The organism is Pseudonocardia ammonioxydans, assembly GCF_900115005.1.
GTDB classification, from domain to species: Bacteria; Actinomycetota; Actinomycetes; order Mycobacteriales; family Pseudonocardiaceae; genus Pseudonocardia; species Pseudonocardia ammonioxydans.
In genome coordinates, this window is the sequence record NZ_FOUY01000017.1 from 80,101 (window position 1) to 93,299 (window position 13,199).

Annotated in this window: 12 protein-coding genes and 1 pseudogene; 5 read left to right on the forward strand and 8 right to left on the reverse strand. The window is 75.3% G+C overall.

Annotation, left to right across the window (positions count from 1 at the left end):
• Positions 1-27: 27 nt before the first annotated feature.
• Positions 28-1,560, forward strand: a complete 1,533-nt coding sequence (locus tag BM093_RS17510) for a class I adenylate-forming enzyme family protein (protein WP_177238539.1) — start codon at positions 28-30, stop codon at positions 1,558-1,560.
• Positions 1,557-2,399: an SMP-30/gluconolactonase/LRE family protein gene (locus BM093_RS17515; protein WP_093344564.1), complete on the forward strand. Its 843-nt coding sequence runs from the start codon at positions 1,557-1,559 to the stop codon at positions 2,397-2,399. The genes BM093_RS17510 and BM093_RS17515 overlap by 4 nt, the downstream gene beginning before the upstream one ends.
• Before the next feature lie 69 nt (positions 2,400-2,468).
• On the opposite strand, the gene BM093_RS17520 is transcribed toward BM093_RS17515, so the two are convergent.
• Positions 2,469-3,419: a YhjD/YihY/BrkB family envelope integrity protein gene (locus BM093_RS17520; protein WP_177238540.1), complete on the reverse strand. Its 951-nt coding sequence runs from the start codon at positions 3,417-3,419 to the stop codon at positions 2,469-2,471.
• Positions 3,420-3,563: 144 nt separating this feature from the next.
• Here BM093_RS17520 and BM093_RS17525 point away from each other — a divergent pair, with 144 nt between their 5' ends.
• Positions 3,564-4,805, forward strand: a complete 1,242-nt coding sequence (locus BM093_RS17525) for an AI-2E family transporter (protein ID WP_093344571.1) — start codon at positions 3,564-3,566, stop codon at positions 4,803-4,805.
• Positions 4,789-5,376: an HdeD family acid-resistance protein gene (locus tag BM093_RS17530; RefSeq protein WP_093344574.1), complete on the forward strand. Its 588-nt coding sequence runs from the start codon at positions 4,789-4,791 to the stop codon at positions 5,374-5,376. Before BM093_RS17525 ends, BM093_RS17530 begins: the two co-directional genes overlap by 17 nt.
• Before the next feature lie 48 nt (positions 5,377-5,424).
• Here BM093_RS17530 and aroB read toward each other — a convergent pair whose 3' ends face one another.
• From aroB to BM093_RS17550, 4 genes and pseudogenes are all read right to left on the reverse strand, one after another.
• Positions 5,425-6,546: a 3-dehydroquinate synthase gene (gene aroB, locus BM093_RS17535; protein WP_093344577.1), complete on the reverse strand. Its 1,122-nt coding sequence runs from the start codon at positions 6,544-6,546 to the stop codon at positions 5,425-5,427.
• A 260-nt stretch (positions 6,547-6,806) separates the two neighbouring features.
• Positions 6,807-7,322: pseudogene (locus BM093_RS37365) on the reverse strand (shikimate kinase); the annotation flags it as partial.
• Positions 7,319-8,524, reverse strand: a complete 1,206-nt coding sequence (aroC, locus tag BM093_RS17545) for a chorismate synthase (protein ID WP_093344794.1) — start codon at positions 8,522-8,524, stop codon at positions 7,319-7,321. The pseudogene BM093_RS37365 and the gene aroC, both read right to left, overlap by 4 nt.
• A gap of 79 nt (positions 8,525-8,603) precedes the next feature.
• Complete coding sequence (locus BM093_RS17550; protein ID WP_093344583.1) at positions 8,604-9,353, reverse strand: prepilin peptidase; 750 nt, start codon at positions 9,351-9,353, stop codon at positions 8,604-8,606.
• A gap of 110 nt (positions 9,354-9,463) precedes the next feature.
• On the opposite strand from BM093_RS17550, the gene BM093_RS17555 reads away from it, so the two are divergent.
• Entirely contained in the window at positions 9,464-10,336 is an 873-nt protein-coding gene (locus BM093_RS17555; protein ID WP_093344586.1) for a spermidine synthase, read from the forward strand.
• A gap of 4 nt (positions 10,337-10,340) precedes the next feature.
• Here the strand turns inward: BM093_RS17555 and BM093_RS17560 are convergent, their stop codons facing one another.
• From BM093_RS17560 to ruvX, 3 genes are all read right to left on the reverse strand, one after another.
• Entirely contained in the window at positions 10,341-11,393 is a 1,053-nt protein-coding gene (locus tag BM093_RS17560) for a 2,3-butanediol dehydrogenase (protein WP_093344589.1), read from the reverse strand.
• 126 nt (positions 11,394-11,519) lie between these two features.
• Complete coding sequence (locus BM093_RS17565) at positions 11,520-12,650, reverse strand: endolytic transglycosylase MltG (protein ID WP_177238541.1); 1,131 nt, start codon at positions 12,648-12,650, stop codon at positions 11,520-11,522.
• Between the two features lie 166 nt (positions 12,651-12,816).
• Positions 12,817-13,194, reverse strand: coding sequence for a Holliday junction resolvase RuvX (gene ruvX, locus BM093_RS17570; RefSeq protein WP_245773599.1), 378 nt, complete (start codon positions 13,192-13,194; stop codon positions 12,817-12,819).
• Positions 13,195-13,199 lie beyond the last annotated feature (5 nt).

Here is a 13,199-nt window from a genome sequence, read left to right on the forward strand (position 1 = left end):
GATCAAAGATCAGAAATGGACCATCCGATGCCGTATGTGCCGACCACGCTGCCCGAGGTCGTCGACCTGCGCGCCGCCACCGACCCGGACAGCGAGGCCGTCGTGGCACCCGAGGGCCGGCTGACCTGGGCCGAGCTCGCCGACCGGGTACGCACCCTCGCGGACAGCCTGACCGGGGGCGGGGTGGCGCCCGGGGACCGGATCGGGGTGCTCCTCCCGAACGGCCTGCGCTGGATCGTCTCCGCGCTCGCCGTGCAGCACGCGGGAGCGACCGTCGTCCCGATCAACACGTGGTACCGCTCGGCGGAGATCGCCCACGTGCTCGACGAGGCCGGTGTCGCCCTGGTGGTGACCGACGAGTCGGTGTTCGGCCGCGACGCCCTTGCCGAGCTCGCCGCCGCCGGGCGGCCGAGCACGCTGGTCTGGCGGACCGACGAGCCGCTGCCCGCGACCGGCCCGTCGGGCACGGTCCCGTCGACCGCGCCCGGCGCCCGTCCCGACGGCCTGGCCTACGTGCTGTTCACCAGCGGGTCGACGTCCCGGCCGAAGCCCGTGCCGCTGCGCCACGACCGGCTGCTGCGCAACGCGACCGAGATCGGGCGCCGCCAGCACCTGGTGGCCGGGGACCGGCTGTGGATCTCCGCCCCGTTCTTCTTCGGCTACGGCTGCTCGAACGCGCTGCCGGTGGCCCTCGTCCACGGCGTCACCCTGTGCGTCGAGGAGCGGCCCGCCGGGGACACCTCTCTGGAGTTCATCGAGCGGGAACGCTGCACCGTCTACTACGGGTTCGGGCCGACCACCCGGAACCTGCTGGCCGCTCCCGGGTTCGGCCGGTACGATCTTTCGACGCTGCGGACCGGCACGACCGGGTTCACCCGCGAGGACCGGCGCCTGGTCCTCACCGAGCTCGGGGTCGGCGGGATCTGCAGCGTCTACGGGCTCACCGAGGCCTACGGCCACTCGACCATGACCGAGGCGGGCGACCCGCCCGAGACCGTCCTGGGGACCGCGGGCCGGGTGCTCGATTCCCAGGAGATCCGGATCGTCGACGACGAGAGCCGGGTCGTGCCCACCGGGGACTCCGGGGAGATCGAGCTGCGCGGCTGCGTGATCGACGGCTATCTCGGCGACCCGGCGCTCGGCGAGGGCGCCTTCCGCGCGGGCGGCTGGCTGCGCACGGGGGACCTCGGGACCCTCGACGAGGACGGGCGCCTGAATGTCGTCGGCCGGCGCAAGGAGATGCTGAAGGTCAAGGGGATCAACATCGCACCCGTCGAGGTCGAGGAGCTGCTCTGCAGCCACCCCGGCGTCGACCAGGCCTTCGTGGTCGGGATCGAGGACGACCTCGGGAGCGAGCAGATGGTCGCGGCCGTGATCCCCCGCGGCGCACCGCCCGCCGATCTCGCGGCCCGGCTCGACGTCCACGTCCGGGAGCGCGCGGCGAGCTACAAGGTCCCGGCCCGTATCGAGGTCGTCGATCAGGCCGACATCCCACTCACCGACACCGGCAAGTTCAGCAAGCGACTCCTGCGCGACCAGCTCTCCGGAGGTACCCCGTGACCGTCACGACCCTGGCCGCCGGGATCGGCTTCACCGAGGGACCATTGTGGACCTCCGACGGGCGGCTCCTCGTCGTCGCGCTCTCCCGGGGCACCGTCGTGGAGGTCGGGCTCGCCGACGGCGTCCGGTCGCATGTCGACGTCGGCGGAGGACCCAACGGGCTCGCCGAGGACGATCGCGGCGCCGTCTGGGTCGCCCAGAACGGGGGCGCGCTCCGGCCGAGCACCTCGGAGCGTCCGGCCGAGCCGGGGCTCCAGCGCCTCGGCGGGGGCGGCGTGCGGGACGTGATGGTGCCGGGCGCGCAGGCCCCGAACGACCTCGTGCTCGGGCCGGACGGCCGGATCTGGTTCACCGACCCCGGGCCGCCGGGGGCGACCGCGCACGGCCGGGTCTGCGCGCTGGACCGGGCGACGGGCGCCGTCGAGGTCGTCCTGGACGACGTCGACTTCCCCAACGGACTCGCCTTCGCCGACGACGAGCTGTACCTGGCCCACACCTCCCTGGGTGTGATCAGCCGCCACCACTGGGACGGGAGCCTGCTGACGCAGGCCGGGGACCCGCTGGTTCTCCCCGAGGGTGGGCCGGACGGCCTGGCCCTCGACGTCGAGGGGCGGGTGTACGCCGCGGCGCCCGAGGCGGACGCGATCGTCGTGTTCACCCCGGACGGCGCCGTCGAGGAGACGATCGGCTTCGCCGAGCCCGCGTTCCCGACGAACCTCTGCTTCGCCGGCCCGGACCTCGACGTCCTGGTCGTCACCGCGGTGAAGGGCGGCCGGGTGCTCGCCTGCGAGCGGGAGTGGGCCGCGCCGGGCCGCCCGCTGACCGGCTGCCGGACGTGACGGACCGGTCGCGGGTCCACACGAGCAGTCGCCACCGGGCCGGCGTCGTCTCGGGGTGATCTCGCGGGATCACGCAGTGTGGCCGGTGGAGGTCTCGGTGCCGTCGGCCCCGACCAGGGCCTGGGCAGCGACCGTGTTGTGGAAGCCGGCGGAGCCGTCGGTTGCGATCCACGCGGCGCACACGACCAGGATCCGCGACAGCACGAACAGGAAGAACAGCGTCGCGAGCACGGCGCCGAACACGGCCCCGCCCGCGGTGTCCGACACGGCGCCGACGGTCAGCGCCGTGCCGATCTTGAGCAGCTCCAGGGCCGCCGCCCCGGCTGCGGCGGGCACCACCACCCGCCGCACGGGCACCGGTACCCGGGGCAGCCGGGCGAGCACGAAGCAGAGCACGGCCCAGTCCAGGGCCAGCACGACCGCGGACCCGACGACCCGCAGCACGATCAGGCCGCCGACGGCGTCCCGCAGCCCCAGCAGCTCCAGTGTGACGCCGGCGAGGCCGGTCACCACGGCGGTGACCGCCAGCGACCCGAGCACGGCGGTCCCCAGGATCCCGAGTGCACCCAGGTCCCACAGGAACCGGCGCGGGGAAGTCATCTTCTCCGGCGGCAGCAGGTACTGCGCGGACAGCGCTTCCCGCAGGTAGGCGGTCCAGGTCGCGCCCGCCCACAGCGCCCCGACGGCGCCGATGCCGACCAGCGAACCGCCCCGCGCGACGACCGTGTCGAGCACCGGGGTGACGGCCGCCAGCATCCCGGGCGGCATCAGCGCCCCGACCGCGACGGCCAGGTCCTGCCCGGACGGTGAGCGCCAGAACAGCAGCAGGCCGAGCACGGCGAACACCACCATCAGCAACGGCACCGAGGCGATCACCGTGTAGAACGCGACCGCGGCGGACAGGTGGTTGCCGCGCGTCAGGCGGTAGCGCTCGGCGGCGCTCCGGACCCGGGCCAGGCGCGGGTGCTCCGCGGGCAGCGCGCGGAGACGCTCCACCCGGTCCCGGATCTCCTCACGCATCCGGACCATCCTTCCGTACGGCGGCCCGGTGTGCCCGGGCCTGGTTCCCGCTCGAGGAGCCTGCACGTCCCGGCCGGGGCGGCACTGCGGCTCGGGCTCGCGGCATCGCGCGGGCCACCGGCGCGGCGGGCGCTAATCTGCCCCATGCCGCACAGCGCAGCCGGTCACGGGCCGGCCCTCCCCCGCGCCACCGTCCTGCTCCTCGGTACGGCCGCCGCGGTCGTCACCTCGGCCGGGTTGTACGCGGCGGCCTGGCTCGTCGGGCCGGTGTTCCTCGCACTGACGATCGTGATCGTGGTGCACCCGCTGCACGGGTGGCTGCGCCGCTCCGGCGTCCCGGGATGGCTCGCGACCACCCTGCTCCTGCTCGCGATCTACGGCCTGCTGCTGGCACTGTCGGCGGTGCTGGTGGTGTCGGGCGCCCGGCTGGTCACCGTGCTGCCCGCCTACGCCGCCGAGTCGAACCACCTGCTCGCCGCGGTCGCCGCGCGCGCCGCCGAGTTCGGGGTGGGTGCCGAGCAGGTGCGCGCGCTCGCGGCCTCGTTCGATGCCGGCCGGCTCACGGCGCTCGCTGCCGGGCTGCTGCTGCAGGTCGCCGGCCTCGCCGGGAACCTGATCCTGCTGTTCTCGCTGCTGCTGTTCCTCGGCCTCGAGTCGACCGCGGCACCGGCCCGGCTCGACGCGATCGCCGGGACCCGGCCCGAGGTCGCCGCCGCGCTGCGCCGGTTCGCGCACGGCACCCGCCGGTTCCTGGTCGTCACCACGGTGATCGGGCTGATCACCGGGGTGGTCGACGCCGTCGTGCTGTCCGCCCTCGGGGTCCCGCTGGCCGTGCTGTGGGGACTGCTGGTGTTCATCACCAACTACATCCCCTACATCGGATTTTGGATCGGGTTCGTGCCACCGGTGCTGCTGGCCCTGCTGGCCGGCGGCCCCGGGCAGGCCCTGGCCGTGGCCGTGGTGTTCGTCGTCGTCAACTTCGTGCTGACCTCGCTGGTGCAGCCGAAGTTCGTCGGGAACGCGGTGGGGCTGTCGGTGTCGGTGACGATCGTCGCGCTGGTCTTCTGGGCCTGGCTGCTCGGCGCGCTCGGGGCGGTACTGGCGGTGCCGCTGACGTTGCTGGTCAAGCAGCTGCTGGTGGACGCCGACCCCCGCTCGCACTGGCTGAACGCGCTGCTGGGCTCCACCGTGCCCGCCCCCGCGGGCGCCGTGGCCGCCACCGGCGGGACCTTCGACCCGGTTCGCGACGAGGGCGGAGCGGGATCATCCGGGCCGACGACGTCCGGCCCGGCCGGGGTCCCCGCGGTGCCCGCAGCCGTGTCCGGGACGCAGGCCGACGAGGACGATCCTGTGAGGACGGAGACGGACCATGGTCGACACGAGTGACGGACCGGGCGCGGCGACCCCGGCCGCGGACGGTGCCGTGTCCCGGCGGGTCCGCGGACTGGTCGTGCTGCGCGGGGTGCTGGTCCTGGTGTTCGGGCTCGCGATCCTGCTGACCCCGGGCCTGGCGCTGCTGGCGTTGATCTACGTGTTCGCGGCCTACGCGCTGGTCGACGGCGTCGCCGCGATCGTGCTCGGTGTCCGGCACCGGGCGGAGCAGCCCGGCTGGGGCTGGGCGGTCGCCCAGGGTGTCGTCTCGGTCCTTGCCGGTCTGGTCGCGATCGTGCTGCCCGGGTCGGCCGCACTGGCGATCCTGTTCGTGATCGCGTTCTGGGCCATCCTGGCCGGGGTGGTCACCGCGGTCTCGGCGAACGAGGTGCGCAAGCACGACGGCCCGTGGGGCTGGGTCGCCGTCCGCGCGGCGATCAGCGTGCTGTTCGGTGTGCTGCTGCTGGTGTGGCCGGCATCCGGGATCCTCGCGATGCTGTGGCTGGTCGGCGCGTTCGCGATCGTCGCCGGGGTCCTGCTGATCGCGCAGGCGTTCCGGTCGCCGACCCAACCCGCGGTCGGCTGAGCGGAGCTTGCGGAGCGAACATCGGCACCGAGCTGAGCGGGCCGGCGCTCAGCCGGTGATCGCCGCGTAGGCGGTCTCCAGCAGTACCGGGTCGGGGCCTTCCAACCGGGCCGGCTTCGCGAGGCCGTCGAGGACGACGAAGCGCAGCGTCCCGGCGCGGGACTTCTTGTCCCCGCGCATGGTGTCCACGAGCTCGGGCAGCACCCCGGGTTCGTAGGAGGTCGGCAGCCCCACCGACTCCAGGACCTCGCGGTGCAGGTCGGCGGTGGCGTCGTCGAGCCGGCCCGCGGCTCGGGCCAGCTCGGCGGCGAACACGAGCCCGACCGACACGGCGTTGCCGTGCCGCCACCGGTAGTCCTCGCGGCGCTCGATCGCGTGGCCGAGGGTGTGGCCGTAGTTGAGGATCTCGCGCAGGTGCGACTCGCGCAGGTCGGCCCCGACGACGTCGGCCTTCACCCGGATCGAGCGCCGCACCAGCTCCGCCAACACCGGGCCGGCCGGGTCGAGCGCGGCGGCCGGGTCGGCGCGGACCCGGTCGAGGATGACCGGGTCGGCGATGAACCCGGCCTTCCAGACCTCCGCCGAGCCGGCGACGAGCTCGGCGCGCGGGAGCGTGTGGAGGGTGTCGGTGTCGACGAGCACCGCGGCCGGCTCGTGGAACGCCCCGACCAGGTTCTTCCCGGCCGCGGTGTTGATGCCGGTCTTCCCGCCGACGGCCGCGTCCACCATCGCGAGCAGCGTGGTCGGCACATGCACGACACCGATGCCGCGCATCCAGGTGGCCGCCACGAACCCGGCCAGGTCGGTGACCGCTCCCCCGCCCAGGCCGACGACGACGTCGGCGCGGGTCAGCGCGGCGTCCGCGCACGCCTGCCAGCAGGCGGCGAGCGAGTCGAGGGACTTGCCGTCCTCGGCGTCGGCGACCTCGATCGTCGACGCGGCGAGCCCGGCGCGCTCCAGCTCGGCGCGCGCGGCCCCGGCCCGGTCGGCCAGGGTCGGCGGGTGGACGAGCAGGACCCGCCCGGCCCCGGTCGAGGCGACGACCTCGGCCAGCCGCGCCGACACCCCGGCGCCCACCAGCACCGGGTAGGGGCGCTCGGCGTTCACGTCGATCCGGACGGCTCCGTCACGGTCCGCGACACCGGAGGCGTCGGGGAGTTCGCTGGTCATCGGGCCTCCGCCCGGTCGTGCGGGCCGGAGCCCGCGGTGTCGGGGCTCGCGGTGTCGGGGTTCGCGGTGTCGGGGCTCGCGGTGTCGGGGCCCGGAGTGTCGGGGCCCGCCGTGTCGGAACCCGGAGTGTCGTGGCCCGCCGGGGCGCCGAACCCCGGCGTGGGCAGCGCGGAGTCCTGCCGCGGGGTCGGGCGGTCGTGCGGGTCCTCGGCGGCGGCATCGGCGTCCGCGGCGCCGGCCCCGGGCAGCGCGAAGGCGGACAGGACCGCGGAGACGACCTGGTTGGGGCTGCGCCGCGCGGTCGGCACCTGCACCGTGGCGACCTCGGCGTAGAGCGGGGCCCGCTCGGCCAGCAGCGCCCGGAAGGTCGCGCGCGGGTTCACCCCGGCCAGCAGCGGGCGCGCGGTCGACATGCCGGTGCGGCGCATCCCGTCGGCGAGGTCGACGTCGAGCGCGACGACGCGGTGCTCGGCCAGCAGCGCCCGGGTCCGTTCGGCCAGCACCGCCCCACCGCCGAGCGCGAGCACGCCGTGCCCGGCCCGCAGCTGCTCGGCGACGACCTCGCACTCGAGGGCCCGGAACGCCGGCTCCCCCTCCTGCACGAACATCTCGGAGATCGGCTTGCCGATGCGCTCGACGATCGCCGCGTCGGTGTCGGCGAAGGCCAGGCCGAGCCGCTCGGCGAGCAGGGTGCCGATCGTCGTCTTGCCCGAACCCGGCGGCCCGACGAGCACGACGAACGGACGGCCCTCGGCGTCGGGCCCGGGTGCGGTCACCGGGGGTCCCCGGCGAGGTAGCCGGCCACGTTGCGGCGGGTCTCGGCCAGCGAGTCACCGCCGAACTTCTCCAGCGCCGCCTGGGCCAGGACGAGGGCGACCATCGTCTCGACCACGACACCGGCCCGCGGGACGGCGCAGGCGTCCGAACGCTGGTGGATCGCGGTGGCCTCCTCGCCGGTGACCGTGTCGATCGTGCGCAGCGCCCGCGGCACCGTCGAGATCGGCTTCATCGCGACCCGGACGCGGACCGGCTCGCCGTTGGTCATGCCGCCCTCGATCCCGCCGGCCCGGTTGGTGAGCCGGGTGACCGGCACGGTGCCGGCCGGACCCTGGGCGGGCGCGCCTGCGGGGACCATCTCGTCGTGCGCGACGCTGCCGCGGCGGTGCGCGGTCCGGAACCCGTCACCGATCTCCACGCCCTTCATCGCCTGCACCCCCATCAGCGCGGACGCGAGCCGGGCATCGAGGCGACGGTCGGCCTGCACGTAGCTGCCCACCCCGACCGGCATCCCGTAGGCGAGGACCTCGATGACCCCGCCGAGGGTGTCGCCGTCGTCGTGCGCGGCGTCGATTTCCGCGGCCATCGCGGCGCCGGCCCGCTCGGTGAAGGCCCGCACCGGGTTGGCGTCGATCCGGTCCGAGTCGTCCGGGCCGGGCAACGGGTCGTCGTCGGGGGCGTCGACGGCGCCGATCCCGACGACGTGCGACACGATCCGCACGCCGAGTGCCTGCTCGAGGAACGCCTTGGCCACGGTGCCGAGCACGACCCGGGCCGCGGTCTCGCGGGCGCTGGCCCGCTCCAGGACCGGGCGCGCCTCGTCGAAGCCGTACTTGGTCATGCCGGCCAGGTCGGCGTGCCCGGGTCGCGGCCGGGTCAGCGGCGCGTTGCGGGCACGGTGCGCGATGAGCTCGGGGTCCACCGGGTCGGCGGCCATCACCGTCTCCCACTTGGGCCACTCGGTATTGCCGATCCGGACCGCGACCGGCCCGCCCTGGGTGACCCCGTGCCGGATGCCGCCGATCACCTCGAGCTCGTCGGCCTCGAACGCCATCCGCGGGCTGCGGCCGTAGCCGAGCTTGCGGCGGGCCAGCTCGGCCTGCAGCTCCTTCGTGGTGATTCCGACCCCGGCGACCATGCCCTCCAGCACACCCACCAGTGCCGGACCGTGGGACTCCCCGGCGGTGATCCATCGCAGCACGGCGTTCATCCTCTCACCCGGGGTTGCGGCGCCCGGACCAGCCCGAGCGCGGGGTCCGTGAGCGGGATCGGCGCGCGGCTCATCCGGTCGCTCCGGCCGTGACCACCACGAGGGCCGAGCCGAGCAGGACCGGCCCGTGCGGGAGGCCGCTCCCCCACCGCGCCCGGCCGGCGAGCAGCGCGCCCGCCGCCACCACCGCCGAGAGCACGGCGGCGAGGACGGCGGCGACGGGCAGCCCCGCCCAGGCCCCACCGGTCACGGCGGCCCCGACCGGGGCGGCGAGCTTGACGTCCCCGGCCCCCATGGCGACGGGTGAGACGAGGTGCACGGCGGCGTAGACGCCGGCGAGCAGGACCGCCCCGGCGACTCCGCGCAGCACCGCCGCGGGGCCCGCCGGGACGAGCGCGGCCAGGACCACCGGGAGCGCGGGCAGCGTCAGCGCGTCCGGCAGCCGGCGGCGCAGCAGGTCGGTGGCCGCGCCGGCCACCCCGAGCCAGCACAGGACCGCCAGCAGCGGCACCCACCGCGCGGCGAGCACGCCGAGCACCGCCCACAGCACCGCCAGTCCGGCCTCGCACCACGGTGGGTCGACCGCGACGCCGCGGCGCAACCGGGCGAGCCACCGGCGGGTCAGCGCGCCCGCGAGCCCGCCCGCGGCACCGGCGAGCAGGACGGTGACCAGAGCGGCGGTCGGCACGGTCACGGCAGGCAGGGTCACGGCAGGCAGCAGGGGCACCGCCGGCAGGGGTGCGGCGAGCGCGGTGCCGGCGGGCAGAGAGATGGCTGCGAGCAGGGCGGGCGCGGCGAACGGGGCGGGCAGCGGGTCCATGCCTCGAGCCTGCCGCGGTCCGGCCCGTCTGCACCCACGACTTCGCAGCCTGTGGACAACTCGGCAGGGGCCCCGGCACGACCGGGGTGACCCGGGGCAGGATGGACCGCATGGGATCGGGACCGCTGCGGGGCACACGGGACGCCGCTGCAGTGATCCGGGCGGAGGTCGACCACGGCGCCGCCGAGCTGGTGCAGGACCCCGACCGTCCGCAGTCGTGGACGCTGCTGCTCGACGGAACCGCGCAGTCGCACGTCGACCTCGCCGATCCCGGGCACCTGGAGTTCGAGTACGTGCGGCGGATCGCGCACGTCGCGGATCTGGCCGCGCCGCCGACCGTGCCGCTGCGGACGCTGCACCTGGGCGGCGGCGCGTGGACCCTGGCCCGCTACCTCGCCTCGACCCGGCCGGGCTCGCCGCAGACCGTCGTCGAGCTGGACGCGGCACTGGCCGAGCTGGTCACGCACCGGCTGCCCGGCCCCGGCGAGCCCGACGGGCTGCAGGTCGTGACCGGCGAGGCCCGCGCGAGCCTCGACCGGTTCCCGGCGCACGCGTTCGACCTGGTGGTGCTCGACGTGTTCGCCGGTGCCCGCACGCCCGCGCAGGTCACGACCGCGGATTTCCTCCGGTCGGTGCGCCGGGTGCTGGCACCCACCGGCATCCACGTCGCGAACCTGGGCGACGGGGCGCCCTGGCCGTTCCTGCCCGGCCAGGTCGCGACCGCGGGCGCGGCGTTCACCGAGCTGGCGCTCGTCGCGGCACCGGACGTGCTGCGCGGGCGCCGGTTCGGCAACCTCGTGCTGGTCGCGTCGGACCGGGCGCTCCCGGTACCGGGACTGGTGCGGCGCGCCGCCGCGGACCCGTTCCCGGCCCGGGTGCTCGACGACGAGCAGGCCCGCGCCCTGGCCGGCGGTGCCGCCGTCGTCACGGACGCGACGGCGGCACCGTCACCGCGGCCACCGGCCGGGTTCTGGGGCCAGTAGCGGTTCAGGCGATCGCCGGGTCCACCAGCACCTTCATCCTCCGGCCCGCCCGCAACGCCTCGAACCCCTCCGCGACGACGTCGGTCATCGCGATCCGCTCCACCCACCCGGTGGTGTCGTAGTGCCCGCGCGCCATCAGGGCGATCACCGCCGCATAGTCCTCGGCGGTGTAGCAGAGCGAGCCCTGGATCCGGGACTCGTTCATCACCAGGTTGATCAGCGGGGTCTCGATGGGGGTCTCGTAGATCGCGACGCTGACCGTCGGGCGGCCGTTGCCGACCGACGCCGTCGCCGTCTCCACCGCGGCCCGTACCCCGGCCGCGTCGTAGGCGGCGTCGGCACCCCGCCCGTGCGTCAGGTCCGCGACGGCGGCCGGGACGTCCACCGCACCCGGGTCCAGGGTGCGCGCCCCGAGCCGCTCGATCGCGGCGCGCCGGGGCCCGGACGGCTCGACGACGTACACGTCCGCGACACCGGTCCCGCGCAGCGCGAACCAGAGCCCGATCCCGATCGGCCCGGCGCCGAACACCACCGCCGTCGAGCCCGGACCGACCTCGCCCAGCCGCGCCGCGTGGTAGGCCACCGACATCGGCTCGACGAGCGCACCCATCTCCAGCGACACCTCGTCGGGCAGCAGGTGCAGCATGTGCTGGGGCACGACCGTCGTCTCGGCCATCCCACCGTCGGCCATCAGGCCGTGGAAGCCGATCTGCGCGCACACGTTGGGCCGGCCCGCCGTGCACGCCGGGCAGGCACCGCAGCTGTAGAGCGGCATGACCGCGACCCGGTCGCCCTCGGTGACCCCGTCGACGCCCGGGCCGACCTCGACGACGGTCCCGGAGAACTCGTGGCCCAGCGTCAGCGGCAGCTCGCGGCCGGTCAGCGGGTGCGGCCGCCCGTCCGGGATGAAGATCGGACCGGCAAAGTACTCGTGCAGGTCGCTGCCGCAGATCCCGTTGACGCCGACCCGCAGCCGTACCTCCCCGTGCCCGACCGGTGGCTCGGGGACGTCGGTGATGTCGAGCTTCTCGCGCCCCCGGTAGACGACCGCGCGCATGGTTGCTCCCCTTTCGCCGATGACGATGCCGCACCCCGGTCCACCGGTTCCGGGTGACGACGGTCACGGGTTGGAGCGGGATTGCATGCGCACCCGGCGCCGGATCAGTGCCGGATCAGCGCCGGATCAGAAAGCGCCCTCGGCCCGGGCCCGGTCGACGTTGCCGAGGTGCTCCTCGTAGGTGACGGCGAAGCAGGAGCCGCCCTCGGTGGTGCACCGCACGAAGAACAGCCACTGCCCGGGCGCCGGCTCCTCCGCGGCCTGCAGCGCCGTCGTCGACACCGACGCGACCGGGGTCGGCGGCAGCCCGGTGTTGAGGTAGGTGTTGTACGGGCCGGGGGTGCCGCGGGCCTCGGCGGTGGTGCGCAGCGCCTGCACGTCCAGCGGGTAGTTGACGGTGGAGTCCATCTCCAGGCGCTGACCGGCCGCCAGCCGGTTCTCGATCACCCGCGCCACCTTGGGCATGTCCGGGGCCAGGGACTCCTTCTCCACGATCGAGGCGACGATCAGCGTGCGGTAGGCGTCCTCCCCGCCGAGGCCGGCGTCGGCGAGCCGCTCCGCGGAGATCTCGAGGACCTCACGGAGCACCTCCTCGGGGGTGCCGCGCGGGTCGAGGTCGTACGGGCCGGGCGCGACCAGTCCCTCCAGGCGGCGCTCCGGGACCGCGTTGCGGAACCCGGCGTGCGCCCACTCGGGGACGCCGATCTCGGCGGGGTCGGCCCCGGCCATCGCGGCGCGCAGCTCGTCGACACCGGTACAGCGTGGCTCGCCGTCGGCCTCGCCCAGGCACGTCGCCTGCGAGATCTGGGAGAGGACGCCCGGGCTGAGCTCGCCGTTGGGCGCGCGCGTGTCGTCGAGCTGGACCCCGCCCCGCACGTCCATGAACCCGACCCGGCGCTCCGGGTCGACCAGTGCCTCGGCCGCGGCGCCGCCCGACATCTGGGAGCGCAGCTCGTAGAAGCCGGGCTGGATCCGCGCGATGCCCTCCTCGTCCGCGGCCGCCGACACGAACGCGGCCCGTGACTTGACGACGTCCTGGGCCACCAGGGACTCGCCGATGGCGCTGGTGGAGTCGCCGGCCTGCACCCGCACGACGACCGAGCCGCTGCCGCCGCCGGCGTAGTCGTCCGGGCCGAGCAGGAACACCGCCGCGGCCACGAGCAGCGCACCGACCAGCAGGGCCGAGGCGAGCAGCGCCAGCCGGCGCCGGCGGAACTGTGTGGGCGTCGGCCGGTGGCGGACGGGTGGGACGGTCACCGCCGCGCTCACACCCGGTCCCGTGCCCGGGACCGTCGGTTCTCGTCGTTGTCGCCGGCGCCGGTCACGCGTCCGAGGGTAGCGGCCGACCCGCCCCGGACCGCAGACCCCCGAGAGTGTCGATCATGTTCCGGCGCAACCGCCGGCGCCGCCGCTCCGGCCCCGTTCACGAGCGCGCACGGTCCAGCCAGCCCTGCAGGATCTGCACCGCCGCGGCCTGGTCGACCACCGCCCGCTGCTTGCGGCCCTTCACCCCGCGCCCGGACAGCTGCCGGGCCGCCACGACCGTGGTCATCCGCTCGTCGACGAGCTCCACCGGCACGTCGAGGCCGGCCGTCAGCGCGTCGGCGAACTCGCGGGCCGCCCGGGCCGCGGGCCCGTCCTCACCGCGCAGGTTGCGGGGCAGGCCGAGCACGACGCCGACGACGTCGTGCTCGGTCACGAGCTCGGCGATCCGCCGCACGGCCGGTTCACCCGCATCCTCCGCGGCACCGCGCGGCACCGTCTCCACCGGGGTGGCGAGGATCCCGTCCGGGTCGCACATCGCCA

Excerpts from the sequence above, each read along its gene's own strand:
- BM093_RS17550 (WP_093344583.1), bottom strand. The coding sequence starts at position 9,353 with ATGGACCCGCTGCCCGCCCCGTTCGCCGCGCCCGCCCTGCTCGCAGCC.
- BM093_RS17560 (WP_093344589.1), bottom strand. The coding sequence starts at position 11,393 with ATGCGCGCGGTCGTCTACCGGGGGCGCGAGAAGCTCGACATCACCGAC.
- BM093_RS17525 (WP_093344571.1), top strand. The coding sequence starts at position 3,564 with ATGCCGCACAGCGCAGCCGGTCACGGGCCGGCCCTCCCCCGCGCCACC.
- BM093_RS17510 (WP_177238539.1), top strand. The coding sequence starts at position 28 with ATGCCGTATGTGCCGACCACGCTGCCCGAGGTCGTCGACCTGCGCGCC.
- BM093_RS17555 (WP_093344586.1), top strand. The coding sequence starts at position 9,464 with ATGGGATCGGGACCGCTGCGGGGCACACGGGACGCCGCTGCAGTGATC.
- BM093_RS17530 (WP_093344574.1), top strand. The coding sequence starts at position 4,789 with ATGGTCGACACGAGTGACGGACCGGGCGCGGCGACCCCGGCCGCGGAC.
- BM093_RS17520 (WP_177238540.1), bottom strand. The coding sequence starts at position 3,419 with ATGCGTGAGGAGATCCGGGACCGGGTGGAGCGTCTCCGCGCGCTGCCC.
- ruvX (WP_245773599.1), bottom strand. The coding sequence starts at position 13,194 with ATGTGCGACCCGGACGGGATCCTCGCCACCCCGGTGGAGACGGTGCCG.
- aroB (WP_093344577.1), bottom strand. The coding sequence starts at position 6,546 with ATGACCAGCGAACTCCCCGACGCCTCCGGTGTCGCGGACCGTGACGGA.